Source organism: Streptomyces sp. NPDC057302, from assembly GCF_042667685.1.
Taxonomy (GTDB): domain Bacteria; phylum Actinomycetota; class Actinomycetes; order Streptomycetales; family Streptomycetaceae; genus Streptomyces.
This window is the reverse complement of sequence record NZ_JBHUZJ010000002.1, coordinates 295198-320898: the sequence shown is the minus strand read 5'-3', so window position 1 is coordinate 320898 and position 25701 is coordinate 295198. Positions and strand designations below refer to the sequence as shown.

General features: G+C 70.9%; 31 protein-coding genes. 20 read left to right on the top strand and 11 right to left on the bottom strand.

Annotation, left to right across the window (positions count from 1 at the left end; genetic code table 11):
* The first annotated feature begins 33 nt into the window (after positions 1-33).
* Together ACFUPX_RS02885 and ACFUPX_RS02880 are read left to right on the top strand one after the other, a co-directional pair.
* Positions 34-2472, top strand: a complete 2439-nt coding sequence (locus ACFUPX_RS02885; RefSeq protein WP_383314748.1) for a polysaccharide lyase 8 family protein — start codon at positions 34-36, stop codon at positions 2470-2472.
* A gap of 47 nt (positions 2473-2519) precedes the next feature.
* On the top strand, positions 2520-4406 hold the full coding sequence (locus ACFUPX_RS02880) for a DUF2264 domain-containing protein (protein ID WP_383314745.1): 1887 nt from the start codon (positions 2520-2522) through the stop codon (positions 4404-4406).
* A 1-nt stretch (position 4407) separates the two neighbouring features.
* On the opposite strand, the gene ACFUPX_RS02875 is transcribed toward ACFUPX_RS02880, so the two are convergent.
* The 5 genes from ACFUPX_RS02875 to ACFUPX_RS02855 form a co-directional block, all read right to left on the bottom strand.
* Positions 4408-4935, bottom strand: coding sequence for a GAF domain-containing protein (locus ACFUPX_RS02875; protein ID WP_383314867.1), 528 nt, complete (start codon positions 4933-4935; stop codon positions 4408-4410).
* Positions 4932-5528, bottom strand: coding sequence for an ATP/GTP-binding protein (locus ACFUPX_RS02870; RefSeq protein ID WP_249586446.1), 597 nt, complete (start codon positions 5526-5528; stop codon positions 4932-4934). Before ACFUPX_RS02870 ends, ACFUPX_RS02875 begins: the two co-directional genes overlap by 4 nt.
* Positions 5506-5877, bottom strand: coding sequence for a DUF742 domain-containing protein (locus ACFUPX_RS02865; protein ID WP_383314741.1), 372 nt, complete (start codon positions 5875-5877; stop codon positions 5506-5508). The genes ACFUPX_RS02870 and ACFUPX_RS02865 overlap by 23 nt, the downstream gene beginning before the upstream one ends.
* Positions 5878-5879: 2 nt before the next feature.
* On the bottom strand, positions 5880-6314 hold the full coding sequence (locus ACFUPX_RS02860) for a roadblock/LC7 domain-containing protein (protein ID WP_383314738.1): 435 nt from the start codon (positions 6312-6314) through the stop codon (positions 5880-5882).
* A 67-nt stretch (positions 6315-6381) separates the two neighbouring features.
* Entirely contained in the window at positions 6382-8169 is a 1788-nt protein-coding gene (locus tag ACFUPX_RS02855; RefSeq protein ID WP_383314735.1) for an ATP-binding protein, read from the bottom strand.
* 312 nt (positions 8170-8481) lie between these two features.
* Here ACFUPX_RS02855 and ACFUPX_RS02850 point away from each other — a divergent pair, with 312 nt between their 5' ends.
* Entirely contained in the window at positions 8482-9030 is a 549-nt protein-coding gene (locus tag ACFUPX_RS02850; RefSeq protein ID WP_383314730.1) for a YciI family protein, read from the top strand.
* A 203-nt stretch (positions 9031-9233) separates the two neighbouring features.
* On the top strand, positions 9234-10829 hold the full coding sequence (locus ACFUPX_RS02845) for a SpoIIE family protein phosphatase (RefSeq protein WP_383314727.1): 1596 nt from the start codon (positions 9234-9236) through the stop codon (positions 10827-10829).
* A gap of 81 nt (positions 10830-10910) precedes the next feature.
* Here ACFUPX_RS02845 and ACFUPX_RS02840 read toward each other — a convergent pair whose 3' ends face one another.
* Positions 10911-12131, bottom strand: coding sequence for an MBL fold metallo-hydrolase (locus ACFUPX_RS02840; protein WP_383314722.1), 1221 nt, complete (start codon positions 12129-12131; stop codon positions 10911-10913).
* Positions 12132-12274: 143 nt separating this feature from the next.
* Between ACFUPX_RS02840 and ACFUPX_RS02835 the strand changes: the two genes are divergently transcribed.
* Positions 12275-13534 carry a Glu/Leu/Phe/Val dehydrogenase dimerization domain-containing protein gene (locus ACFUPX_RS02835; RefSeq protein ID WP_383314719.1) on the top strand — a complete coding sequence of 420 codons (1260 nt, stop codon included), beginning with the start codon at positions 12275-12277 and terminating at the stop codon, positions 13532-13534.
* A 10-nt stretch (positions 13535-13544) separates the two neighbouring features.
* Positions 13545-14159 (top strand): TetR/AcrR family transcriptional regulator, encoded by a 615-nt coding sequence (locus ACFUPX_RS02830; protein WP_383314716.1) that lies wholly within the window; start codon positions 13545-13547, stop codon positions 14157-14159.
* Positions 14160-14207: 48 nt separating this feature from the next.
* Here the strand turns inward: ACFUPX_RS02830 and ACFUPX_RS02825 are convergent, their stop codons facing one another.
* On the bottom strand, positions 14208-15026 hold the full coding sequence (locus ACFUPX_RS02825; RefSeq protein ID WP_383314713.1) for an SGNH/GDSL hydrolase family protein: 819 nt from the start codon (positions 15024-15026) through the stop codon (positions 14208-14210).
* Between the two features lie 250 nt (positions 15027-15276).
* Between ACFUPX_RS02825 and ACFUPX_RS02820 the strand changes: the two genes are divergently transcribed.
* From ACFUPX_RS02820 to ACFUPX_RS02790, 7 genes are all read left to right on the top strand, one after another.
* Positions 15277-16188: a tyrosine-type recombinase/integrase gene (locus ACFUPX_RS02820; protein ID WP_383314711.1), complete on the top strand. Its 912-nt coding sequence runs from the start codon at positions 15277-15279 to the stop codon at positions 16186-16188.
* A gap of 62 nt (positions 16189-16250) precedes the next feature.
* On the top strand, positions 16251-16709 hold the full coding sequence (locus ACFUPX_RS02815) for a hypothetical protein (RefSeq protein WP_383314708.1): 459 nt from the start codon (positions 16251-16253) through the stop codon (positions 16707-16709).
* A 74-nt stretch (positions 16710-16783) separates the two neighbouring features.
* Positions 16784-18166 (top strand): hypothetical protein, encoded by a 1383-nt coding sequence (locus ACFUPX_RS02810; protein WP_383314705.1) that lies wholly within the window; start codon positions 16784-16786, stop codon positions 18164-18166.
* Positions 18166-18408: a hypothetical protein gene (locus ACFUPX_RS02805; RefSeq protein WP_383314702.1), complete on the top strand. Its 243-nt coding sequence runs from the start codon at positions 18166-18168 to the stop codon at positions 18406-18408. Before ACFUPX_RS02810 ends, ACFUPX_RS02805 begins: the two co-directional genes overlap by 1 nt.
* A 6-nt stretch (positions 18409-18414) precedes the next feature.
* Positions 18415-18717, top strand: coding sequence for a hypothetical protein (locus ACFUPX_RS02800; RefSeq protein WP_383314698.1), 303 nt, complete (start codon positions 18415-18417; stop codon positions 18715-18717).
* A gap of 102 nt (positions 18718-18819) precedes the next feature.
* A complete protein-coding gene (locus tag ACFUPX_RS02795) occupies positions 18820-20316 on the top strand; it encodes a hypothetical protein (protein ID WP_383314695.1) in 1497 nt (498 codons plus the stop codon).
* A complete protein-coding gene (locus ACFUPX_RS02790) occupies positions 20309-20806 on the top strand; it encodes a hypothetical protein (RefSeq protein ID WP_383314692.1) in 498 nt (165 codons plus the stop codon). The genes ACFUPX_RS02795 and ACFUPX_RS02790 overlap by 8 nt, the downstream gene beginning before the upstream one ends.
* A 109-nt stretch (positions 20807-20915) precedes the next feature.
* On the opposite strand, the gene ACFUPX_RS02785 is transcribed toward ACFUPX_RS02790, so the two are convergent.
* From ACFUPX_RS02785 to ACFUPX_RS02770, 4 genes are all read right to left on the bottom strand, one after another.
* Positions 20916-21179: a hypothetical protein gene (locus ACFUPX_RS02785; protein WP_383314689.1), complete on the bottom strand. Its 264-nt coding sequence runs from the start codon at positions 21177-21179 to the stop codon at positions 20916-20918.
* 194 nt (positions 21180-21373) lie between these two features.
* Complete coding sequence (locus ACFUPX_RS02780) at positions 21374-21937, bottom strand: tyrosine-type recombinase/integrase (protein ID WP_383314685.1); 564 nt, start codon at positions 21935-21937, stop codon at positions 21374-21376.
* A gap of 127 nt (positions 21938-22064) precedes the next feature.
* A complete protein-coding gene (locus ACFUPX_RS02775; RefSeq protein ID WP_383314681.1) occupies positions 22065-22262 on the bottom strand; it encodes a hypothetical protein in 198 nt (65 codons plus the stop codon).
* Positions 22259-22840, bottom strand: a complete 582-nt coding sequence (locus ACFUPX_RS02770; protein WP_383314678.1) for a hypothetical protein — start codon at positions 22838-22840, stop codon at positions 22259-22261. Before ACFUPX_RS02770 ends, ACFUPX_RS02775 begins: the two co-directional genes overlap by 4 nt.
* Before the next feature lie 223 nt (positions 22841-23063).
* Here ACFUPX_RS02770 and ACFUPX_RS02765 point away from each other — a divergent pair, with 223 nt between their 5' ends.
* The 7 genes from ACFUPX_RS02765 (at position 23064) to ACFUPX_RS02735 (ending at position 25645) form a co-directional block, all read left to right on the top strand.
* Entirely contained in the window at positions 23064-23351 is a 288-nt protein-coding gene (locus ACFUPX_RS02765) for a hypothetical protein (RefSeq protein ID WP_383314675.1), read from the top strand.
* A 90-nt stretch (positions 23352-23441) separates the two neighbouring features.
* The gene (locus ACFUPX_RS02760; protein WP_383314671.1) at positions 23442-24467 is read left to right on the top strand and encodes a DUF932 domain-containing protein; all 1026 of its coding nucleotides are present in this window, start codon (positions 23442-23444) and stop codon (positions 24465-24467) included.
* 215 nt (positions 24468-24682) lie between these two features.
* On the top strand, positions 24683-24901 hold the full coding sequence (locus ACFUPX_RS02755) for a hypothetical protein (RefSeq protein ID WP_383314668.1): 219 nt from the start codon (positions 24683-24685) through the stop codon (positions 24899-24901).
* Entirely contained in the window at positions 24898-25062 is a 165-nt protein-coding gene (locus tag ACFUPX_RS02750; RefSeq protein WP_383314665.1) for a hypothetical protein, read from the top strand. Before ACFUPX_RS02755 ends, ACFUPX_RS02750 begins: the two co-directional genes overlap by 4 nt.
* Positions 25055-25309 (top strand): hypothetical protein, encoded by a 255-nt coding sequence (locus ACFUPX_RS02745; protein WP_383314662.1) that lies wholly within the window; start codon positions 25055-25057, stop codon positions 25307-25309. The genes ACFUPX_RS02750 and ACFUPX_RS02745 overlap by 8 nt, the downstream gene beginning before the upstream one ends.
* Positions 25302-25475, top strand: a complete 174-nt coding sequence (locus tag ACFUPX_RS02740) for a hypothetical protein (protein WP_383314659.1) — start codon at positions 25302-25304, stop codon at positions 25473-25475. Before ACFUPX_RS02745 ends, ACFUPX_RS02740 begins: the two co-directional genes overlap by 8 nt.
* Complete coding sequence (locus ACFUPX_RS02735) at positions 25475-25645, top strand: hypothetical protein (RefSeq protein ID WP_383314656.1); 171 nt, start codon at positions 25475-25477, stop codon at positions 25643-25645. Before ACFUPX_RS02740 ends, ACFUPX_RS02735 begins: the two co-directional genes overlap by 1 nt.
* Positions 25646-25701 lie beyond the last annotated feature (56 nt).

Below are 25701 nucleotides of genomic sequence, written 5' to 3'. Positions count from 1 at the left end.
CCCCGATCCCCTGACGTCTCACGGGAGTTCCCTATGCGCACGCCCCACTCCGGCTCCACCGGGCCACGACGCCGCACGATCCTCGCCGCGAGTGCCGCATCCGCCTTCGTGCCCCTGGCGGCGGGCGGCGCGGCGTGGGCCGCGCCCGACGAGGCCGCGGACCCGTACGACACCCTGCTCGCCCGCGCGGCGGCCCAGCTCACCGGAGGCGCGTTCGACGCCGCCGACCCGGACTTCGCGGCGGCGCTGAAGGCCCTGGACACCCAGGCGGCCACCTGGTGGCGGGACTTGGACCGGTCCGCGGGGCGCACCGCCCTGTGGGCCGACCTCTCCCCCGCGAAGGACCCCGGCAACTTCGGCCAGAGCTACACCCGCCTGCGCACGATCGCGACGGCCTGGGCCACGCCGGGCACTTCCCTCAGCGACAGCGCCGAAACGGCGGACGCACTGCTCGACGCCCTGCGTTTCCTGCACGCCGACGCCTACAACACGAGCCGTCCCGAGTCCGGCAACTGGTGGTTCTGGGAGATCGGCGCGCCCCGCGCGCTGATGGACACGTGCGTGCTGCTGCGGGAGAAGGTCCCGGCGGCCGACCTGACGGCGTACGTCTCCACGGTGGCGAAGTTCTGCCCGGACCCGGACCGCAGGACGAACATCCCGACCCTGGCCGAGACGGGCGCCAACCGCGCCGACAAGGCCGTCACCGTGGCGCTGCGCGGCCTCCTCGCGAAGGACGCGGCCACGCTCGCCCTCGCACGCGACGGCCTGTCCGACGTCCGGGACAAAGGGAAGAACAGCCTGTTCACGTACGTCACCTCGGGCGACGGGTTCTACGAGGACGGGTCGTTCGTGCAGCACGGCTCCGTCGCCTACACGGGGACGTACGGCAGTGTCCTGCTCGGCGGCGCGGGGCAGCTGATCGCGCTGCTTGCGGACTCCGACTGGGCCGTCACCGACCCCAAGACGTCCGTCCTGTACGAGGCGGTGGACCGGACGTTCTCGCCGGTGGTCTTCGACGGTCTGATGATGGACGCGGTGCGCGGCCGTGCCACGTCCCGGGAGAAGGCGCCGGACCACAAGGACGGCGCGGCGGCCGTCACCAACATCCTTCAGCTGGCGGACGGAGCCCCGGCCGCGTACGCCGCACGCTGGCGCGCCCTTGCCAAGGGGTGGATCAGCCGTAACACGGCGCATCCCTATCTGAGTCTGGTGGGCGTCCCCGCGCTCGCCCGCGCCAAGGCCGTCCTCGACGATCCGGCCGTACCGGCCGCCGACCGGCTCACCGGGCACTTCGCGTTCGCGGACATGGACCGGGTGGTGCACAGGCGCCCCGGCTGGGCGCTGACCCTCTCGCTCTCCTCGAAGCGCATAGCCGCCTACGAGGCGGGCAACGGCGAGAACCTGCACGGCTGGTACACCGGCGACGGCATGACCTATCTCTACGACGGGGACGACCTCGGGCAGTTCGGGGACGGCTTCTGGGCGACGGTCGATCCCTACCGCCTGCCGGGCACCACCGTGGACACCCGTAAACGCGCCGACATCGGCTCGGGCGGCGGAACGGGCACCTTCGTCCCGAAGAACGCGGTCGCCGGCGGTGCGGTGCTCGACGAGCGCTACGGCGCCGCGGCGATGGAACTCCTCGCCGACGGCAGCACGCTGCGGGCGCGCAAGGCGTGGTTCTTCCTCGACAACGCGGTCGTCGCCCTGGGCGCGGACATCACCGCGAGCGACGGCCGGAGCATCGAGACGGTCGTCGAGAACCGGAATCTGTACGAGGACGGGGCACCCCGCCTCACCGTCGACGCCCGGCGGCAGCCATCGCGCACCGGCTGGTCGGCGCCCCTGCCCGGCGCCCGCTGGGCCCACCTGGAAGGCACCGGCGGCTATGTCTTCCCCGATCAGCCGTCCCACGGCCGGGGCGGCGCGCGTCTGCACGCCCTGCGCGAGGAGCGGACCGGCGCGTGGCGGGACATCAACACCGGTGCGGACACCGGCGGCAGCACCACTCCCGTCACCCGCCGCTATCTGACCCTCTGGCTCGACCATGGCGTCTCCCCCGCCGCGTCCTCGTACGCCTACGTCCTGCTCCCCGGAGCGAGCGCCACCGCGACCGCCCTCTGGTCCCACTCGCGGCCGGTCCGCGTCGTGGCCAACGACGCCACCGCCCAGGTTGTCGAGGCCCGCCGCCACGGACTCGTCGCCGCGCACTTCTGGCAGCCGGGCAGCGCGGCGGGACTCACCGCGTCGGGCCCCTGCACGGTGATCGTGCGACGCGACGGCGACGGCATGTCGCTGGCCGTGGCCGACCCGGGCCGCACAGGCACGACGGTCAGGCTGGAACTGCCCTTCGCCGTACGGAAAGTGGTCCGCGCCGACGACACGGTCAGCGTCGCTCCGGGCCGCCGCCCGGTGGTCACCGTCCGCGTCGGGGGCTCGCGAGGCCATACGCACACCGCCCGCCTGCGGTGACACCCGCCCGGCACCGGGCCCCCAGCGACAAGGAGCACCGACCCACCATGCCCGCACCGCACCTGGCCCTGCCGCCCACCGACCGGGTCCTGTCCCCGCTCACGGGCTGGACCCGCGCCCACTGGGAGGCGCTCGCCGACCGGCAGCTGGAGGCTCTCGTCCCGTACGCGACGCCCCACTTCGCGCAGTACCGGCTGCCGGGGCGCAGCAGTTGGTCAGGGGTGGTGTCGGACGGCCTCGAGGGGTACGCACGGTCATTTCTGCTCGCCTCTTTCCGGATCGCGGGAGCGGGCGGCGAGGTCGACCCCCACCTCCTGGAACGCTACGCGCAGGGTCTGACAACGGGCACGGACCGCGACGGGGCGGGCGGCGAGGCCTGGCCCGAACTCAGTGACTGCTCGCAGCAGATGGTGGAGGCGGCGTCGATCGCGATCGGCCTGCACGAGACCCGCCCCTGGATCTGGGACAAGCTCGACACCCGGGTCCAGGAGCGGGTCGTCGACTGGTTCTCGGGCTTCGTCGGCGGCAGGACGTGGGACAACAACTGGCGTCTCTTCCAGGTGGTGTCCGAGCAGTTCCTGGCCTCCGTCGGGGCTCCGCACAGCAAGGCGGACATCGACGGCGGCCTGGACCGCATCGAGGACTGGTACCGCGGCAACGGCTGGTACAGCGACGGCGACGGGCGGAACTTCGACTACTACATCGGCTGGGCGATGCATCTGTACCCGCTGCTCTGGGCGCGCATGGCGGGCCCGGACGACGGGGGTCGCGGCACGGTGTACCGCGAGCGTCTCGCCCAGTTCCTCACCCACTACCCGCACTTCTTCGGCGCCGACGGCGCCCCCGTCCACCAGGGCCGCTCCCTGACGTACCGCTTCGCGGCGACCGCCCCCGTCTGGATGGGCGCCCTCGCGAACTGCACGCCGCTGGCCCCCGGCCTCACCCGCCGCCTCGCCTCCGGCACCGCGCGGCACTTCGTGGAGCGCGGCGTCCCCGACGAGCGCGGGCTGCTTCCGCTCGGCTGGTACGGGACGTTCCTGCCGTCCACCCAGGCCTACTCGGGCCCGGCGTCCCCGTACTGGGCGAGCAAGGGCTTCCTCGGCCTGCTGCTGCCCGCCGGGCATCCGGTGTGGACCGAGCGCGAACTCCCGCTCCCCGTCGAGGAGTCCGACCAGTACACGGCGCTGCCCGAGCCCGGCTGGCTCCTGCACGGCACGCGCCACGACGGCATCGTCCGCCTGATCAACCACGGCAGCGACCACAACCCGCTCGACGGCCCGGCGGCCGACGACCCGCACTACGCCAAGTTCGGCTACTCCACGGCGACCGCCCCCGAAACCTCCCCGAGCGCCTGGAACCGCACCGTGGACAACCACATCGCGCTCATCGCCCCGGACGGCGCCCCCTCACGCCGCCGCCGGATCCACCCGCTGCGGTGCGAGGGCCGCGTGGCCGCCTCCCGCCACGACGCGCTGCTGCCCGGCACCGAGGACGAGTTCCCCGTGGAGACGACCAGCGTCCTGCACGGCCCGTGGGAGATCCGCGTCCACCGGGTCGAGGCCCCGGCAGGCGTCGGCATCCGCGAGGGCGGCTACGCGGTGGCCGACGATGAGCCGCCGCACGCCGAGCAGGGACCCGGCTGGGCCCTGACCCGTACGGAATCGGGCCTCACCAGCGCCGTCGTCGCGCTCCACGGCTGGGACGAGGGAACGGGCATCGCCCGGGAGGTGGCGGCCAACGCGTACGGACCGCACTCGGCGACGCCCTATCTGACGTGCGCCGACCACGAGGGCCGGGCGAGCGTCCACGTCACGCTCATCGCCCTCTCCCAGGACGCCGTCCGGCCCATGGCCCTGCGGCAGGCCATCTCCTGCACGGTGGACGGCGACACCGTGCGGGTCCGCTTTCCCGACGGTGAGGTCCTGGAGGTGTGACTCAGATGCCGCCGTCCTCCCGGCGGTGGATCTGCTCGATGAGCTCAGCCGCCATCGCCTTGATCGTCTCAAGACCCGCCCTGCCCCAGGGCCGGGGCTCGACGTCCACCACACAGACCGTGCCGAGCGCGATGCCCGTACGGTCGATGAGCGGGGCGCCCAGGTAGGAGCGGATGCCGATCTCGTCGACCACCGGGTTCCCCGCGAACCGCGGATAGTCGCGGACGTCCTCCAGGACCAGGGCCTTGCGCCGCACGATCACGTGCGGGCAGTAGCCGTGGTCGCGCGCCATGTAGCGGTGCGCCGTGCCGTCCGGGGTGTGCAGGCCCGCGAAGAACTGCTGGTTCTCGTCAATGAAGTTGACCATGGAGTACGGCGCGCCCGTGACCTCGGCGAGCCGGGTGGCGAAGGCGTCGAAGGCGAGCTCCGGGTGGAGTCCTATGCCGAGCCTGCGCAGCCGCCGCACCCGGTTCGGCGCCTCCTTGTCCACCGGAGTGAGCAGCAGGTTCGCGGTCGCGTCGTACATCAGGTGTGGGCTCCGTAGCTCGGGGCGGCCGGGGCGTGGGCGAGGAGGTGCTTGACGAGGGTGAGCAGGGTGGCGATGCCCGAGCTGGAGATCCGCGCGTCGCACCGCACGACGGGCACCTGCGGATCCAGGTCGATGGCGGACCGTACCTCTTCGGGCTCGTAGCGGTGGGCGCCGTCGAATTCGTTGATGGCGACGATGAATCCCATGCCGCGCTGCTCGAAGAAGTCCACCGCCGCGAAGCAGTCCTCCAGGCGGCGGGTGTCGGCGAGGACGACCGCGCCCAGCGCGCCTTCGGAGAGTTCGTCCCACATGAACCAGAAGCGTTCCTGGCCGGGCGTCCCGAAGAGATAGAGCACGTGCTCCGGATCGAGGGTGATGCGCCCGAAGTCCATGGCCACGGTCGTCGTGGTCTTGTTCTCGACGCCCGACAGATCGTCGGTGCCCTCGCTGACCGTGGTGAGGAGCTCCTCCGTACTGAGGGGCGCGATCTCGCTCACCGCGCCGGTGAAGGTCGTCTTACCGACCCCGAAACCACCCGCGATCAGGATCTTGAGCGCGGTGGGGAAGGGGTCAGAGCTGTCGTCGTAGTCCATCGAGCACTGCCTCCAACAGGGACCGGTCGGTGGGGTTGTGGTAGAAGTCCGGGGCTCTCAGGGTGAGCGCCCCGCAGTCGACGAGATCGGAGAGCAGCACCTTGGTCACGACCGCGGGCAGCTTCAGCTGCGCCGCGACCTCCGCGACCGACGTGGGTGCCGCGCAGAGCCCGAGCGCCTGTGTGTGCTCGGGCCCCAGGTAGCCGATGACCGGGTTCCCGGTGGCCATCACCTGGGTCAGGAGGTCCAGTTGGGCGGTCGGCCTGGTCCGCCCGTCACTGACCGTGTAGGGGCGGACGAGCCGCCCGGCCGATTCGTCGAGCCATGGCCCGTCGTGCGGGGCCGCCACGCTCAATGCCTCATCGGGGCGGGTTCGCCGACGGACTGCCGGGGTGCGGTCATCAGGTAGGGGCGCACGCTCTTGACCAGCATCGTCATTTCGTAGCCGAGCACCGCCGCGTCCGCTTCGCGCCCGGCGAGCACCGCCAGACAGGTGCCGGAGCCCGCCGTGGAGACGAACAGGAGGGTGGAGTCGAGTTCCACGACGACCTGGCGCACGTCGCCGCCGTCGCCGAACCGGATGCCGGCGCTGCGCCCCAGTGAGTAGAGCCCGGAGGCGAGGGCCGCCATGTGGTCGGCGCTGTCCGGGTCGAGGCCATGGACCGACTTCACGAGCCCGTCGGAGGAGAGCAGGACCGCGCTGTGGGTGTGCGGCACGCGCTGCACGAGTCCGCTCATCAGCCAGTCGAGGTCGGATACCTGACCGGTCGGCGCATCGCTCGCCATGGTGGATCGACTCCTTGAGGTACGAGGGTCTGCCGGGGCAGACGTGGTGCCGGTGGGGTGGTGCGGTTCAGCCACCCTGGTCGCCCCCGTCGTGGGGGATGCCGAGATCGGGGCCGGGCGCCGGGTCGCGCATCTCCTGTGCGGCGGCGAGTCCGATGCCGCGCTGGAAGGCGGCCATCAGGCCGGGGTCGTGGCCGACGGGGTGTTCGCTCTCCGCGCGGGGCGCGGGCGCTTCACGCAGTTGGGGCGCGATGTGTTCCTGGGCGCGCCGCTTGGGCAGCTGGGGCTTGCCCACCCGGCCGCGCACGGCGCCGTTGAGGGGCGTCGGCGGCGCCCCGGCGTGCTCGGCCGCGGCCTGCCGGTCCTCCGGCCGGATCCCCGGCACGGCGTCGGCCGGGGTGGGCCTGCCCTCCCTGCCTCGCACGGGCAGCGGGGCGGGGGCCGAGCCGTTCACCGCGCAGGCGTTCGCCACCGGAGTGTGCGGCGCGCTCGGCCGCGTGTCCCGCTGCGGCTGCCCCGGCACGGCCACCGGTTCCGGGTGCGGGGCCGCGGCGGGCTGCCGGGGCGTTTCCCGTACGCCGCCGGGGGCGGACGGCGGCGCTGCTTCCGGGGCCTGCTGGGGGCGTGCGGCGGCGACGGCCTCGTGCTGCGGCTCGCTGCCGAGGAGGCCCTGGGGCAGGATCAGTACGGCTTGCACGCCTCCGTAGATGTTGGTCTGGAGGCGGACCGCGATGCCGTGCCTGCGGGCCAGCGCGGAGACCACGTAGAGGCCGATCCGGCCGTCCTGGAGGAGGCTCGCGACGTTGACCTGGTCCGGGTCGGCGAGCAGGTGGTTCATCTTGTTCTGCTCGGTCAGGGGCATGCCAAGGCCGCGGTCCTCGACCTCGACGGCGAGTCCGGCCGTCACCAGGTTGGCGCGCAGCAGGACCTGGGTGTGCGGGGCGGAGAACACCGTGGCGTTCTCGACGAGTTCGGCGAGGAGGTGGATGACGTCCGCGACGGCGTGGCCGCGCAGGGTTCCCGCGATCGGCGGCACCAGCTTGACCCGGGAGTACTGCTCGACCTCCGCGATGGCCGAGCGGAGCACCTCCGTCATGGAGACCGGGTTGCTCCACTGGCGGCGCGAGATGGCGCCGCCGAGCACGGCGAGGTTCTCGGCGTGCCTGCGGATGCGGGTGGCCAGGTGGTCGACGTGGAAGAGGCCCTTGAGCAGCTCCGGGTCCTCGACCTCGTTCTCCAGGTCGTCGAGGATCGAGATCTCGCGGTGCACGAGGGACTGCAGCCGCCGGGCCAGATTGCCGAAGACCTCGACCTTCTGTTCGCTGCCCGCGTGGCTGGAGAGCTGCGAGGCCTGCACGACGGCGGCGACGGCGACGTCCTGGGCGCGGGCCAGCTCATCGGCGAGCAGCCCGAACTCGTCGCCGTCCTGGGCGGATCTGACCGGCGCCCTGCGCGGGGGCGGTCCGTCGCCGCGCCGCAGCTTCTCGACGACTTCGCGCAGCTCGGCCTGTCCGCGCGCGGTGGTGCGGCGCAGGGCGCCCACGCGCTCGCGTACGGAGGTGGCGGTGCGGTCGGCGGCGACGGCGGCGATCACGACACTGGACAGGCTGACGGCTCCGGCGACGCCGAGGACGAGCAGGAGCGCGGGGTCGAGCGGGCCGGGGGCCGAGCGGACGATGAACAGCACGGCGGCAGCGGCGCAGAGTGCCACCGCGACGGCGGGCAGTACGGCGATGCGCAGGAGCTGGGGCCGTATCCGGGCCTCGGGCAGCGGTGCGGTTCGGCTCCCGGGCCTGCCGTGCCGACCGCCCTCACGGCGGTCTGCGCGGGCGGCCGGTGCACGAAGGTGAGACATCAGCGTCCTCGGTCAGGGTGCGGGCTCCGACGGTCGCGCGACGCGTGGCTTCGCGGCATCGCCGTGCCGGTCGGGAGGGCGCAGGCACGTTCCCTGCCACGATCCCTGCGTCGACCGGCGGACACTCACGGTAGTCATCAACGCTTCATGTGCGGGAGGCAGTTGACAAAGTCCGGCACCCTGGGTCCCGCTCTGGTATGACGCCTCGCACGGCCGTCCGAATGCGTCTTCGGACGTCAGTTCCAGGTACGCGCGTTCCGCTGCCGGCAAACTCCGTTGAGCCGCCGCCCGCGCCCGGAGATCCTGGGGGACATGGAGTTCTTCTGCTACCACCGTGACCGGCCCGGCTCCACCACGCTGCGCGAGAAGCTGATCGAGGACCACTGGTCCTACATGGACACGTACGCGCGCGAGTTGATCGCGCGCGGCCCGACCTTCGCCGCCGACGGCGAGACACCCACCGGCAGCGTGCACATCGTCGACCTGCCGGATCCCGCCGCCGCCCGCGCGTTCGCCTTCGACGAGCCCAACTACCAGGCGGGTGCCTACCGCGACGTGCTGGTGCGCCGATGGCGCAACATGCTGGGGCGCACCATGTGGGACTTCCACGGTGGCGCGACCGGTGGCAACCGGTACCTGGTCATCGGTCTCGGCTCGGGCCGGGACGCCGATCTCGACACGCCGCCCGACCTGGACGAGCTGATCGCGTACGGACCGCTGCTCTCCGACGACGACTCCACCTGGCTCGGCACGGCGGCGCTGGTCCGCGCCCCGGACCCGGCCACGGCACGCGCCGTCCTGGCCCCCGAGCGGTACGCCTCCGTCGAAGTCCACGACTGGGAGTTCGGCGGTCGGCGGTAACGGGCAGACCAGGGGCCGAAATTCGCACAGCCGGGGCAACTGCGAATCCAATGCGGTGAAATACCGGCAGAACCCTGAGGGCGGCACCCGCTGTGCTGCAATATCCATCCTCTTAAGAGGTGTTGGACGGTGCTGATGTGCGCAGGAGTGGGGGCGTGGCCCTCGCCGCCTGGTGCGGACGCGTCATGTGAAGCGAGGCATCGATGATGTCAGTGGGCGGACCGCAGGCAGCCGGAAGCCGGCCGGGGTTGTTCCGGGAGCTGGTCGAGTCCTCTCAGGACGCGATCCTCATCAAGGCTCTCGACGGGGAGATCACCTTCTGGAACGCGGCGGCACAGCGGCTCTACGGTTATCCGCCCGAAGAGGCCATCGGCAGCCACGTAGGCATGATCGTGCCGCCCGACCTCAAGGACGAAGAGGCCTGCCTGCTCGAGCGGATCTCCCGCGGCGTCCGTATCGATCACTACGAGACCCGCCGGACCACCAGCGACGGCCGCGTCCTGGACATCGACGTCACCCTGTGGCCGATCCGGACGCCCGACGGCGCCATCACCGCCGCCTGCTCGACCATGCGCGACATCACCGAACGCAAGAGAGCCGAGGCGGAGCTCACCGAGTTGCACGCGCAGCAGCGGCAGATCTCGCTGGCCCTCAACCTGATGGGGAACGCCCGGCAGATTCCCGGCGCGCTCGCGGCGAGCCGCTATCTGCCGTCGACCCAGGGGCAAGGGGTCGGCGGCGACTGGTTCGACCTGATCGACCTGGGTGCCGGGCGTGTCGGGGTCTTCATCGGGGACGTGATGGGGCGCGGCCTGGACGCGGCCGTGGTCATGGGCCAGTTGCGCTCCGCGGCCCGCGCCCTGGCCCTTGCGGGTCTCCCGCCGTGCGAGGTGATGCAGACCTTGGACGCGTTCACCCGCGATCTGCCCGAGCCCTTCGTCACCTGCGTCTACTTGGAGGCCGACCCCGCACGCGGGGAGATCACCGTGTGCTCGGCCGGCCATCTGCCGGTGCTCCTCATCGAACCGGACGCGAAGGTCCGCGAGCTGCCGGTGCCGACCGGCATCCCCCTCGGGGTGGGCGGCGTGCCGCATCAGCAGATCCGTCTGCCGCTGCGGGCCGGTACGACCCTGGCCCTCTACACCGACGGCCTCGTGGAGACGTCGAGCAGCGACATCGACCTCAGGCTCAAGCTGGTGACCGGCATGCTGGAGGACGCCTTCGCCAGCGCCGGTGGCCTGGAGAGCGCCGCCGACCGGGTCCTGCACACGCTGCTTCCGGACACCGATACGTACGCCGACGACGTGACCCTGCTGCTCGTCACGTTCCCCACGGCCCCGCTGGACACCGCGGAGACGGCACTGGCCTGCGAGTCGGCCTCGATCCCGGCCGGACGGCGGTTTTTGCGGGCGAAGCTCCAGGAGTGGGGGCTGATGGCACAGGCCGACACGGCGCTCCTGCTGGCGTCGGAACTCCTGACCAACGCGTTCCGCCACGCACGGGGGCCCTTCAATCTGCGGCTGTGGCACAGCGTCCGCGAACTCGGCGTGGAGATCACCGACCGCAGCACGCCGCGGCCCCGGGCCCGGCTCGCCGAGAGCACGGAGGAGGACGGCCGCGGCCTGCTCCTGGTCGAGGCGCTCGCCGACGCCTGGGGCACCCGGCCCACCATCAACGGCAAGACCGTCTGGTTCACCCTGCTGCTCGCACCGGCCGAGCAGGACGCCGACCACCGGCCGTGCGGTCCTGACGACCACGCCCTGCTGACGCGGCAGCTGGCCGACCCGGCCATCGGCTGACACGGCGACCGGGACTGGCACAGGGTTCCAGGGCGGCGCACCCGTCGTACGGCGACCGCCCCGGACTCCCGCCCGCGCGCCTCAGCCGACCCGCGCCGCCTCGGGCTCTCCGGTGCCCTCCGTGCGCTCAGGACCGTCGGAAGGCTCGGCGCGCTCGGTGCCTGCCGTGATGCCCTGCGGACGGGGCCAGCCGCCCTCCGGCTCGACCGCGACGCCGCGCCACCACGGCTGCGCCGGAACGGAGTCCGACGTGGGCTCGAAGGGCGCCCCGGGGACGGGCAGCGCGAGCTGCGTGCCCGCGCGGCCCGCCGCGGCGATCGTGTCCTCGCCCGGCGCGGCCCACGGGTGCGGCGCCAGGTTGAACGTGCCCCAGTGGATCGGCAGCATCACGCCGTCCGGACGCCCGCCCTGGAGGTCCAGGTGCGCGCGCACGCCCTCCTCGGGCGTCATGTGGATGTCGGGCCAGAACTCGCTGTAGGCCCCGATCTGGATCATCGTCACGTCGAACGGTCCGTGCTCCGCGCCGATGTCACGGAAGCCGCCGAAATAGCCGGTGTCCCCGCTGTGATAGATGCGGTGCTCGGACCCCGCGACGGCCCAGGACGCCCAGAGCGTGTGCTGCTGGTTGCGCAGGCCGCGGCCGCAGAAGTGGCGCGCGGGCGTCGCCGTGAGGGTCAGGCCCGCCACCTTCGTGGCCTCGTTCCAGTCGAGCTCGCGCAGCCGGTCGGCGGGCACGCCCCAGCGCTCCAGGTGGGCGCCGACGCCCAGCGGCACCGCGAAGACCGTGTCCGTGCCGGCCAGGGCCTGGATGGTGGGCATGTCGAGGTGGTCGTAGTGATCGTGCGAGATCACCACGACGTCCACCGGACCGAGCGCCGCGAGCGGCACCGGCACGGGGTGCAGCCGCTTGGGACCGACCCAGGAGAAGGGGGAGCACCGCTCGCCCCAGACCGGGTCGAAGAGCACCCGCTGCCCGTCGATCTCGGCGAGCACGCTGGAGTGCCCCATCCAGGTGATCCGCAATCCGCTCGCCGGCGGCTTGGCGAGGTCGGCGAGGGTGGTGGCATGCACGGGGACGGTGCCCGCGGGGCCGCGCCGGATCCGCTCCTCCTTACGGAAGTAGATCTTCGCGAACTCGAGCGTCGACCCCGTGGGCCGGGTCCGCGCCCCCTCGGGGTTCTGGAAAGAACCGTCTGCGAAGTTCGGCGAACGGCGGATCCTCGCGAGTCGCTCACCGGCCGGATCCGCGCCGAAGGGGGCGGTCCTGAGCGAGCGGAGCCCAGAGCTCAGCGAACGGGACACAGCACCTCCTGGAATGGGTAGGTCAGATCTCCATTATGTGCACCGCCTCCGACAACGGCCGTCCGGAGGGGCCCGCATCGGCCAAGCGGACGCCGGTGCGTGATGTACTCCTACTGATTCCCCATTCAGTAGGAGTACGCTCCATGCCCCCAGTCGGCGCAGTCCCCGCAGGTCCCACGGCCCCCGCCACCGCTCCCACGCCCCTGCTCTCCCTCACCTGGACCGACCACGTCACCGGCCACAGAGGATTTCTGGTCATCGACCGGCTCGTACGGGGTGTCTGCAGCGGCGGCCTGCGGATGCGCCCCGGCTGCACGCTCGACGAGGTCACGGGGCTCGCCCGCGGAATGACGATGAAGGAGGCCCTGCACTACGACCCGAGCGCCCGCTACGTCCCGCTCGGCGGCGCCAAGGGCGGCATCGACTGCGATCCGCGCGCCCCGGAGGCGTACGGCGTCCTGGTGCGCTACCTGCGGGCCGTGCGCCCGTACGTAGAGAGCTCCTGGACCACGGGCGAGGATCTGGGCCTGACCCAGGACCTGGTCGACAGGGCGGCGGCGGAAGCGGGCCTGATCTCCTGCGTCCAGGCCGTCTACCCGCTCCTGGACGACGAAGCCGCGGCCCGTCAGCACCTGGCGGAGGCGTTCGCCGTGCGGGTCGACGGGATCGGCCTCGGCGATCTTGTCGGCGGCCATGGAGTCGCCGAAGCGGTCCTCGCGGCGCTCGACCGCGACGGCCACGCGCATGCGGGCGCGCGCGTGGCCGTGCAGGGCCTGGGCACCATGGGCGGCGCGAGCGCCCGCTTCCTCACGCGCGCGGGGCTGACGGTGGTGGCCGTCGCCGACATCGAGGGCACGATCGCCAACCCGGCGGGGCTCGACGTGGAGGCGCTGCTCGCCGCCCGCGACGCGCACGGCACGGTGGACCGCTCGGCGCTGCGCCCCGGCGACCGCGAACTGCCGGGCGAGGCCTGGCTCTCCACGGAGGCGGAGATCCTGGTCCCCGCCGCGGTGTCGTACACGATCAACCAGACCAACCAGGCGCGGATCACGGCCCGTTGGATAGCGGAAGCGGCCAACATGCCGGTCCTGCCCGAGGCGGAACGACTCCTCGCGGAGCGCGGCATCACCGTCCTGCCGGACGTCGTCGTCAACTCCTGTACCAACGCCTGGTGGTGGTGGACGCTCTTCGGCGACATCGGGGCCGACGCGGACGAGGCCTTCGCGCACACGCGCCGCTCGATGCGGGCCCTGGTCGACGTGATGCTGCGCCGGGCCGAAGCGGACGGCACGACTCCGCGCGCGGCCGCCCACGCGCTGGTCGCCGACCGCCTTCCGGTGATCGCCGAGCGCTTCGGCCGGTACGCGACCGCGCGGTCCGCGGGTACGGGCGGAGGTGGATAGGCTGCCCGGCGTGGCGAGAGTGCGGTTGGGCGTGGCGGAACGGCGGGCTGAACTGCTCGCCGCGACCGTCGAACAGATCGAGGTGCGCGGTGTGGCGGCGGTGCGCATCGCGGACGTGGCCGCGGCGCTCGGGGTGAGCAACGCGCTGGTCCTGTACCACTTCTCCACGAAGGAGAAGCTGGTGGCGGCGGCCTTCGCGCACGCCGCGCAGGGCGACCTCGCCCACCTGCGCACCCTCCTGGGCCGCCGCACGACGGCCCTGCGCCGCCTGCGCTCCGCCGTCCGGTGGTACGCCCCCACCGGCCAGGCCAAGGGCTGGCGCCTGTGGATCGAGGGCTGGTCCGCCGCGCTGCGCGAGCCCACCCTGCGTACGGTGACGCGCGACCTGGACCAGCAGTGGAAGGCGGCACTCGCGGAGGTCATCGGGGAAGGCGTCGCCGCGGGCGAGTTCACCTGCCCCGATCCGCAGAGCACGGCCCTGCGCCTGACGGCGCTGCTCGACGGCCTCGCGGTGCAGACGACGGCCTACGAGGGCCCACTGCCCCGCGCCCGCATGCTGGCGTGGGTGGACGAGGCCCTGACACGCGAACTGGGCCTGGTCCCGGACGGCTCACCGGCGGGCTGACGCCACCCCGCTCTCGGTACGCCACCCCACCTGCGCAAGCCGCCCCGCTCAGGACGCGGACTTGATGTGCATCCTGACGGTGTACGGGTCCACGCTGCCCTTCGCCTCCACGTGATCCCCCGACGACTCGCCCCTCAGCCGCCGCCCGAACCACGGCACCAGGTACTCGCGCGCCCAGTTGATGTCGTCGCGCCGCACCTCGAGCGTGCCGCGCGGCGGCTCCGGGGGCCACGGCTGGTCCGGGTCCGCGGGGACCTCGAGACCCAGGACCTGGGCGGCGCGCAGCGCCACGCGGGTGTGGCCCTCGGCGGAGAGGTGCAGCCGGTCGCCGTCCCAGGCGCGGCGGTCCTGGATGGTCTTGAGGGACCACAGGTCCAGGACCGGGCAGCCGTAGCGGTCGGCGATCGCCCGCACATGGCCGTTGTACGTGGCGATCTTGCCGCGCAGGTGCTTGAGGACCGGCACTCCGCGGGTGTCGAACCCCGTGGTCACCATGACCGTGCCGACCGCGGACGTGAGGTCGGCGACGGCCCGCTCGAAGCGCTCGGCGACCTCGTCCGGGTCGGTGCCGGGGCGGATGATGTCGTTGCCGCCCGCGCAGAACGTCAGGAAGTCGGGGGCCAGCTCCCTGGCCAGGGGCACCTGGTCCGCGACGACCTGGTCGAGCAGCTTGCCGCGCACCGCGAGGTTGGCGTACCGGAAGGTGTGCTCCGGCAGCCGGTCGTCGAGCAACACGGCAAGGCGGTCGGCCCAGCCGACGAACGTTCCGTCAGGACCGGGGTCCCCCACGCCTTCGGTGAAGCTGTCGCCGACCGCTGCGTAGGAGGTGAATGTGTCAGGGATGAAGGATGTCGACTCTGCTCTCACGTCGTCATATCTTTCACCTTGCTAAGTGACCTACGCCACCGTATGTAGAACCCGGACGAGTGGGGCATACGCCATCGTATGGATCACCCGACTCAGCTAATTATCCCGTTTATATACATTCGGGCGTTGCGTCGTGAGAAGCGCCACAAACGCAAGATCGAAAAGCACGCTCGTTCCCCTGTCCCTCAATTGGGACGTACTTCCCCATAGCCGCGAATTAGGGACGTATTGGTGGAGCAGCTATGCCCGGGTGTCAGTTCCAGAAAAGCTCGCCACCTGGCATGACGCCATGGTCGCGGAGCAACTCTCAGAGAAGACCGTCTCCGTCCGCATCAGCATGGTCGACGTCGTCACCCGCGCCAGCGGCCTGCGCGACCCGCGCCATCTCACCCGTCAGCACATCCTCCAGGTGTTCGAGGAGCGGGAGCACGGCGCCGCCACCCGCCTGAAGTACCTCGAACACATCAGTCTCTGGGCGCGCTTCGAGGGCGTGCCCGACCCGACCGAGGGCATCAAGCGGCCCAAGGGCCCCAGATACCGGCCCAGGCCGCTGACGCCCGAGAACTACGCGACCGTCATGAGCCACCTCAAGGCGACCGCTCCTCTGCCCTACCGGTGGGCGCGCGTGGGCGGCGAACTGGGCTTTCGCTCCTTCGAGGTGGCCAAGATCCAGGGCCGGGACCTGGACCCCAGTTCCCGCACCCTCCACGTCATCGGCAAGGCAGGTCGCGAAACCGACGTCGATGTTCCCGACGACCTCTTCGAGGACCTCTGGTCGCTGGCCCAGGAGTCCCCCGGCCCCCTGTGGCCGCGCACCACCAACCAGATGGTCTCCACCACGGTCGCCATCTACGCCGCCCAGGTCGGCGTGCGCCTGAAGTTCCACCAGTTCCGGCACACCGCGATCACCCGCTACTACCAAAAGACCCGCGATCTCGTCGCCACCCAGGATTTCGCACGCCACGAATCACCCGAGACGACCGCCATCTACGCACTGGCCGACCGCAAGAACCACCGCCGCACCCTCAACAGCCTCCACAACGACGAGACCGTCAGCGACGCCGACTCCCAACTCCTCGCCGTACTGCACAAGTTCGGCATGACCGCGGACGACCTCTTCCGCATGCTCCTCGACCAGCGCCAGACCGACCGCGATTTCTGACCCCGCTCCAGGGCTGCCCACCCCCGCGGGCGGGCAGCCCCGGCCCTTGCGAAGGACTCTCTGTGTTCTCCCGCCAGCCCAGCCCTCACCGCGTAGAAGGCGTGCTCGCCCACCTGCGCCGCCACCACGCCCGCACCTACCTGTGGGCGCTGCTCGCCGCCGAACGCGGCTTACGCCCCGGCGAAATCACGGCGCTGCGCGCAGATGACCCCCTGCTGACCGAACTCGGCGGCTACCCCTTCCCGCCCTCCCCCGAACTCCTGCAAGCGCTGGAGGACAGCGCGCCGGACGGCGTCATCTGCCGCCACGGCCCGAGCTACGTCTCCCAGACCTTCTACCTACAGAGCGAACACGACGGCCTGGCGCCCCTGAATCTGCGACACCTGCGCCGCCACTTCCTCGGCAACCTCAACCAAGCCGTCCTGGCAGGCGAGATGCCTGCCGATCAGGCGGCTGCCATGGCGCGCTTCAAGCCCCGACCCCTCGTACGCGCCATCAAGACCGCCGCCCCGGAGCAGTGAGCGGCGCCCTGACACCTCGACGACAGCCGAAGGCCGAGCACTAGCGCATCACTGAAACAGAAAAGAGCGTCCCCATGCCGCGAATCGAAACGCCTGAATCACTCGTCCGCAAGATCGAGAAGACCACCGGTTTCTCCGTGGAGAAGAAGACCAGCGGGCTTGGCTGGATGGCGTCCAATGACGCGCGCCGCGCGCAGGACCAGATCAACCCCCAGTCGCAGGGCGGCGGATGGCGCACCGGGATCGGTACGCACTTCAGCGACCGTGCGGCCTTCGACAACTGCCTGGCGCGGCTGCGGAAGATCGGCTGGAGTCACAAGGTCTACCAGGAGAGCGTGCACGCCGACCACGAGCAGCGGCTGGACAAGGCTCGCGCCGAGGACGCCACGGTCGCCAACAATTTGTTCGCCGACTGGAGCGAACCCGCGCCCGAGCCCGAGCAGCACGAGGTTCGTGCGCCGCACAAGACCTCCGACCTGCTCACCGTGCTTGCGGGCGGCGGTGGAGAGAACGTCTACGACCTCTCCACCTTCGAGCAGCTGAAGATCCAGGCCCGTCTGATCGGCCGCGAAGAAGCGTTGGGCTGGGTCGGGGATCTGCCCGACTACCAGCGCAACCGCTCACGCACCGCCGAGCGCACCTACGCCGAGATCATGCTGCGCGGCGAGTGGATCCTGCACCCCCACGGGCTGCTCTTCGACCCCGACGGCAAGTGCCTGGACGGCCAGTCGCGTCTGGGGGCGCTGCTGTGGGCCACCGACCCCACCAACGAGGACCACCGGGCGGGGCTCCGGGTGCCGTTCATCGTGTTCGAGAACGTGCCTGTCGCCGCCTACGCGGCCACCGACCAGGGACGCAAGCGCTCTTTGACCCACCTCATGCAGTCGTTGCAGGAACCCGACCCCACCCAGTTCCAGGCGACGCTGCGCATGCTCTACCTCTACGACCACGTGCCGCAGTCCGAGTGGGCCGCACGCCGCGCCCAGCTCTCCAACGCCCGGGCGTTGGCCTTCCGCGAGAAGGAGGGCGAGGCGATTCGCCAGTCCCTGTACTGGAAGAAGCTGCGCACCGCGAAGTTCAACGCCACCAGCATCACCACCGCCCACGCCGTCCTCTCACGCCGCTACCCCAACGACGCCGTGGTGATCCGGCGCTGGTTCGAGCGCCTGGCCTACGGCTTCGGCCTCACCGAAGGCGACCCCACCGCGGCTTTGCGCACCTACGTCATGACCGAGGGCGAAGGCGACGAGCGCTCCCGCCTCAACCTCGGCGACAAGAAGCAGTTCCAGTTCGCGCTGATCCTGCGGGCCTGGGTCAACGCCCTCAACGGCAAGTCCCTCATGAGGCTTTCGCCGCGCCGGGACATGATCTGCCCCCACGACCTGCCCGACATCCCCACCGGCCGCGCGCGCAGCTACCTGCCCTCGGGTGACGAGCCCCTCAGGCGCACCGCCTGATGGACACACCCGAGGAGATGAGCGAGGAGGAGTTCAGTGCGCTGCTGGGCGCCTCCTCGCTCGGCGCACCCCACGTGAAGGCCATCCGCGCGGCCGGCAGAAATCAGATGCCGCCGTGGGTGCGCCTGTCCTTCGAGCTCGCCCTCACCGAGGGGCTGACGCTCGACCAGCTCGCAGCCCTGAACTGGGCTGACGCACTCGACGGGCCACCCACGCCCGATGCCGACGAGCAGGAGAGGTGAGCCCTGGTGTTCATCACCGCCTTGCCAGCCAACCTCAACGTCGAGGACTGGGACTGGGAGCTGATTGCCGTGGACGGCGAGGGGCGCCGCCTGTGGCAGCGCTGGGACATCCCCTTCCGCTCCCCGGCCAGCCTCCAGGAGATGACCCGCCACCCCGTGGGGCTGATGGTCTGGTACGACCACCCGCGCTACAGCCGCGATGCCGAGCCACGCACGGTCGACAACTGCGCGCTGATCGCGGAGATCTGCCTGAACATGCCGGTCTTCGTCGCCCTCGACGACGCCTGGGCGTCGAGCCAGGCCCTATGAGGAACGTCCCCTCCTTCCAGTGCACGAGCTGCGGGCGCCTGATCGCCCTCATGCCGCCCTCCACCTGCTACTGCCAGACCGACCAGAGATCCCGTGAGTGCCATGAAGAATCCGAACCTGCTGATCGCGACCGCTGACACCGTGCGCGCCGCGCGCCTGCTGATGGACGAGGCAGCCCACTCCTACCGCAGCGGTGACAAGCTGCGCTTTCGCCGTCAGGCGTTCACCGCGAGCCAGAGCCAGGACTTCCCGGCCGTCGCCACCTACCTGGCGCACGAGGCCGATCCCGACATCACCTCAAGGTTCGGGTCCTGGCGCGGCTACATCGCCGAGCTGCTGTCCATGGCCAAGAACTCCGTGGACGAGACCCGCAGGGCCGGGCGTGCCCTGCGCCTCCTGGACGGGCAGACGGCCGACAACTTCACCCTCTACGTCGACCAGCTCGACGTCCCGCACCGCGTCGAGGTCCTGGCCATCCTGGCGGGCGCCGCCGCCCGCGCCGAGGGCGGACGCCAGATCCTGGACTTCGCTTCCCCGCCCGAGCCGGTGTACGCGCCGTGGCACGTCCAGCCGCTCAAGATCCCCAAGTGGCGCCGCGACCTCATGATCTTCGGCTCCACCGACTTCGCCAGGCAGAAGGAGTACGACGACCTCTGCCGGGGTGCGTTCGTCCTGGCACCCGACCCGCACGCCCGCGAGGACGACAGCTACCCCGCGTGGGCGCTGTGCGAGTCCGAGGCCCAACGCCTCAAGCGCGCCAAGCTGTACTTCATCGACGACGACCTGTGCGCCGCCGCCTCACGTAAAGCACAGCGTCCCGTCCGCACTCCGGTGACCGCCCACCGGGTCCTGCCCGGAGCCGGGTTCATGGTCCTGGCAACCCCTCACCCCTTCGCTGAGGGCTGCCCGCCCATCGTCGCCGTGTCCTTCTCCGTCTTCGACCCCGCCGAGCACGGGCCCTGGATCACCACCAACAGTCCCCAGAGCCAGGAGGCCGGCGAGGGCGTCGCGGTCACGCGGATGCGCTTCGAAGCCGCCCAACGGTGGTGGTGGATCACCTTCTACGCCCAGGAGCCCGCCCAGACCTACCGGAGCCTTCCGATGTGCGCCTACTCCGAGACGGTCGTCGGGGAGGGCCACCAATTCGAGGGCGAGCCGCAGGAGGGCACCAACGAGCACATCACCCGGTTCGTGTTCGCCCTGTTCTCCCTGATCACGCAGGCTGATCTGCCAACTCCCAAGCCAGTCACGCGCACCACCGAGCTGGCGCGCAAGGGCGCCGAGCGCAGGAGCGACCGGCGCCGTGGGATCGAGGACGACGGCCGGGTGCGCATCGTCACCGTGGGCCGCCCCACGTCACCCACCGGCCGCCGTGCGGGCCCGAGCGGCGGCTCGGTGCGCGGACCGCTGGCCTATCGCCAGCTGGTCACCGAGCACGACAAGGCGCAGTGCCAGAACACGCACCGGCACGCGGAGTTGGGCGACGCCTGCGTGCACGAGGACATCACCGTCATCGAGTACGAACGCGGCCCCGCCGACGCACCATTCAGGCTCTCCAACACCGTCTACCGGCCCACGAACAAGGACGCCCATGTCTGACCGCGAAACGATGAACGACCTGTACGCCACCCTGGCCAACACAGCGCGCGGCGATCTGGGACGCGAGGCGGCTGTCGACCTCCTGTACCGCCACGCCCGCTGGCTCCCCACGCTCTACGCGTGGGGCTGGCTCACCGACCTGTCCCAGGACGAGTACCTGGGGGACGACCAGGACGGCTACGCGCCCGAGCCCTGGATCGTCATCCAGTGGACAGCCATCGCCGCCACGCTGGATACCGGAGTGACCCGCTCGATGCCCGAGCACGAGCACGCCCTGTTGGTCGGGACGGACAGCGAACGCAGCGTCCTGCGTATCGCGTGCTCCCTGGCCGCAGACTCACCAACCGGCCTGCGCAGCTCCCTGTCCGGCCTGGACCGGGTGAACCTGCGCCTGGTGCTGCACGCCATCGTCCACGCCACCCAGGGCGAGATGCAGGCACACCGCGCCTTCCCCCTGAACCGGCCAGCGACCTCGAAGGAACCGGCATGACCCCCACCCCGCCGAGGCACTCCACCGCGCCCGCCCGGACGTTTGCGGTGAACGCTGCGGGGCTTCCCGCCCACAAGAACGGGAAGCCCCACCTGCCCGCCTGTGCCGGTCAACCGGCCATGGCCGCCACGACCAGCGCAACAGCCGCACTGCACAGCAGTACCGCAAGCGGCCATGCCAGCGGGCCGCGCCCGGTACGCCTGCGCCACAGCACCAGCCACAGCGCACACGCCGTCACGAACACGACCGTCACACTGCTCAGCTCGCCCTCCCGCCACGCCACCCGCACGGCGCCAGGGTTTGCACCCCATACAAGGAGCGCTACCAGGACGCCGATGGTCAGCGCACACACCGCTTCCAGCAGCCTGCTCATACGGTGCCCTTCTTCTCCAGCGTGTCCGTCAGGTCACTGCGCGGGCGGAACGGACGGCTTGACCTCGGCGGTCTCCATCTTGCGGCCTTCTGCGTCCGTGCTGATGGTACGAGAAGACCGCCACGATCTACCTGGTCGGACTCCACACCGCAGGCATCTTCCTGTGGTCAGCCCGACGATCCAAACGAAACGGCCTAGTGGCGGCGCCAGGCCATACGGATCGACTCGAAGCGCTGCGGCAGCGGCTTCCATCCCTCGATCTGGCCGAGGTAGTGGGCGTTGGCCTGGCGCGACCACCGCTTCCACGCCAGCAGCACCCCTTGAGGGGAGAGCGGCAGGCCGATCTGTTTGGTCGCCGGTCGTCGGGCCTGGGTGGTCCACGTGGTGTGGTGGCAGGTCACCAGCAGCGCATCGTGCTTACCGCCCTCGATGTGGCGCTGCACCAGCCGCTCACGGCGCTTGGTCCAGGTCTCAAGCACGCGTTGCAGGTCGGGGTCCAGGGGCAAGGTGTGGATCTGCTGGAACTTCGTACGGCGCACCGTCACATGGCCGCCCTTGAGGTCGACGTCGCCCACGCGCAGGTTCGCCAGCTCCCCACGGCGGGCCTCGGTCAGGCGCGTGATGCCGATCATCGCCGCCAGGCGCACCGTCTCGTCGGTGGCGTCCTCGGCGGCCGCCAGCGTCCACAGCTCACGCCACACCCACTCCGCGCGGTCGAGCTCCAGCACCTTGGGGAAAATCTCTGCCGAGTTGACCACCCTTGCACCCCTCCCTGACCTGCACCGATAGCCCTAAGCGTGCGGCTTGGCACACTTTATTCTGGCAGGTGGGCGGCGCCGCCGTGGGGTGATCGGGGCAGGCCGGGCGCGCGAGTTGACCCCCTGGTCAGACGTCGATGCGCACGACGTACAGAACGCCGTCCACGGGGCGCACTTCCTCGCGAATGTCGGGCACGAGGTCGGCGACGGTGACGATGTGGCCGCAGCCCGAGCACACGAATGCGAAGCCTGTTCCGCTGTCGCGGTAGGTGTTGCGCGGGCCGCAGCCTTCGGCGCAGGACAGGGGGCTGGGCGTGTAACTCATGCGGCGTCCTCGTCGGCCGGGTCGTTCTGTATGACCCAGTCGCGTGCCTGGTCCCAGGCGTCGGGGGCGCTGATCGCGTAGAGGCGCAGGGAGAAGCGCGTCCAGTCGTCGGAGGGGATGCCGTCGCCTGGGCCGCACCAGTCGGAGTCGCTGATGTGGCCGCGCAGGACGGCGGCGCGCTCGATGATGCTGGGGACGACGTCGGCGCGCAGCACGATGACGGTGTAGCGCTGCTGGCCCGACCAGATGCACCAGCGGCCCGAGAGGCAGAGCAGCGGGTCATCGCCGCCGATGTGGCGGGGGTCCAGGGGTACGTCGTACTGCTGGTAGTCGCCCACGGGGGCGGCGAACAGTTCGTCCTCCTGGAGCATGTTGGCCACCAGGTCGAGGTACTCCCAGGCGTCTGTGCGGCGTCCGGGCTCCATCAGTGTGCTGATCCGTGCGTCGGGGTGCTGCATGTCGGGGTGTCCGGCCATGCGGTAGACGTGGCAGACCAGTTCATCTGCCGGGACGGGCTTGTTCAGGTCGGCCAGTGCCCGGATGACGCCGGTGCGGGTGACGGGCGGTGCTTCGTACATGGGGTGCAGTCTCTCGGCTCGGGGGTGAACGAGAGGGCGGGCCGCGTGCCCTGCCTTCGGGAGCGGGTCTGCACCCCCTCGCTCATGTCTTAATACTACAGCGCAGGACCGCGAAGCGCGGGCGGTGCACAGTCGGTCAGGTCACAGCGGACGAACCCGACGCCGCGCGGCCCTAACTGTAGTGTTGAGCCATAAGCAAGAGAGCGAGAGAAGAGAGAACGACGTGTACGAGCAGCCCTCCGCCCGCGACCTCTACCTGGACGCCTGCGCCGAGCTGGACCGCATCGGCGAGCAGGAGCTGTCCAAGGTCTGGACCGAGATCCTGCTGGCCGCCACCTGCGAGACCAGCCCTGCCCGCCGCCGCTCGTACACCGTGGCAGCCCGCGCGTTGGCCGCTGCCGCTCTCTCTGAGCGCTACCGCCTGGCGATGCTCGAAGAGGTCCGCGCCGAGATGGACGAGTGCGGGGTGCCGCAGATGTTCGAGGACTGGGACCCCGAGCCGCCCAAGTAGCCGCCGTCACAGACAGGCGGCCCGACAAAACCACCCCTGCTCTGTAGTATTGAAACGTAAGCAAGTGAGACAGAGAGAAGAGACAGCGTCATGACGATCACCGAGACCGCCCCCATCCCCGCCGCCCGCCGCGAGCCCACCTGGAAGCTGCTCAACCAGTCCAACCAGCTCGCCTCCCCCAACTGGAACGCCGCCCGCGAGGCCGCAGGACTGACGTGGGAGCCCACCGTCTCGCGCATCCTGAAGTCCGACGCCCAGGGCCTGCCCGTCCTGGAAGGCATGGGCGAGGACGGCAAGCCCGTCTACGCCTACGAGAACGGCCACAAGCGCATCACCCGCGGCCCCGGCGGCGACAAGCTCGGCATCGTCGGTGAGTCCTACGGCGTCATCACCCACCGCGCGATCGGCGCCCTGATCGACCCGCTCCTTCAGGTGCCCGGCACGAGCTTTGAGCACCTGGTGGAACTCGAAGGCGGACGCCGCGTGTTCGCCCTGATCCGCGTCGGCGAAGAACGTCAGCTCGGAGGTGACTTCTCCCCCACCGTCCCCTTCATCGCGCTCCAGACCAGCCACGACGGGACCGGTGCGCTGCGCCTGTGGGGCACCTCCACCCGCCTGACGTGCACCAACCAGGCAAGCGCCTCGGAGGTGACCGCCCGCACCAAGGGCATGTCCGTGACGCTGCGCCACACCCAGCGCTGGGAGTTCAACGCCCGCAAGGTCACCGCGCTCGTGGAGATGGCGCGAGGCCAGTTCGACATGATCGCCCAGGTGTCCACCGAGCTGTCCTCGCTGAAGATCTCCCCCAAGGAGCGCGAGGCGTACGTGGCCGCGTACTTCCCGATGCCGCCCGTGGGCGAGCGCAACGACCGCTCGATCCGCGTCGTGGAGAAGAACCGCGACGCGCTGCGCGCCCTGCTGGAGTCCGAGACGAACGCGCCGATCGCCGACACCGCACTGGGCCTGGCCCAGGCCGCCGTGGAGTGGGCGGACTGGGAGCGCCGCTTCGACAGCACGGACTCCCTGCTGCACCGCAACGTGATCCGGCCCCAGCCCGCGAAGATCCGGGCGTGGAAGCTGGCGCGGAACGTGCGCTCGCTGTCGCTGGCCGCCTGAGCCGGGGTACGGGGGCGGCGCCGACGGTGCCCGCCCCGAAGCGCACCACCCTCACACGCGGCTGCGGGAGGCGCCTATCGGTTGAGTTCTGTGTGCGTGTCGGCCCCGGCGGTTCTTCTCTCCCGCCGGGGCCGCGCCCTGTCCGGGTACGGGAGGATTCCGCCTCCCATCCACCCTGTTGTAGTATTAAGACGTAAGCAAGAGAGGGGGAGCTGATGTCCAGCTTCTACAACGCGAACCGCGAGGGCTACACCTACAAGCCCCACGGACGCTGCCGGGCCTGCAACACCGAGCTGGTGGACGCCGAAGGACACTGCCGCACCGCGTTCCGCACGACCCGCGTGGTGCACGCGTACTGCAAGCCCTGCCACCAGGAGGCCGTGTTCTGCGGCTGCCCCCACCCCGAGGGCTGCGACTGCCGGTGGTGCGAGTGAGCGCCGATCTGCGCCTGTGGCGCCCCGAGGATTTCGAGGACACCCACGAGGACTGCGGCGCCCAGCCTGGCGAGTTCTGCCGACCCGGCTGCCCCAGCGGCTACACCCTCGCCATGCACCAGCAGGCGATCAAGGAGCGCGAGGAGCGCACCCGTGCCTGATCAACCCGACGCCCGCACCAAGCTGGTCAAGGACCGCCACACGATGTACGTCGAGACGCACGGCCACACCGTGACCACCGAGACCTACGACCAGCGGCACACCTACACCGTCCCGGCCGACCACGACCCGGTCGCCGCCCACCAGGCCACCGTGGCCCGCATGCGCCACCTGCACGGCTGGCGCATCGACTCCTGCACCGTGCACGACAGCTGGACCACTCACCGCCAGGACGAGGCCGGTGCCTGACTCCCTGTTCGCCGAGGAACTCGACGGCATCACCGCCCCCACCGCCCACGAGGCCCGCGACTGGCACGAGCAGATGCTCCAAGCGCGCGAGGAGATCCACGCAGAGAGCGCCTGGCTGCGCGCGGCCGAACACAACCACTTCACACCCGAGGAAGGCGGCTACTGATGCCCAAGCGCAGCGGAGACCCCCGCACCTGGCCCGAGGGCAGGGGCGCACTCGTCGAGCGCGGGGACCTGTGCCCCGTCGGCGCCCACGACCCCGACCCCACTCACGACGGCTACTGCGCGGGATGCCTGGAGATGCTCGACGCCCTCAACGACATGGGGCTGCTGTGAGTCCTACCGACCGCGAGGCCGGCGGGCACCCAGGGTCACGGACCCGCGGCCCTTCC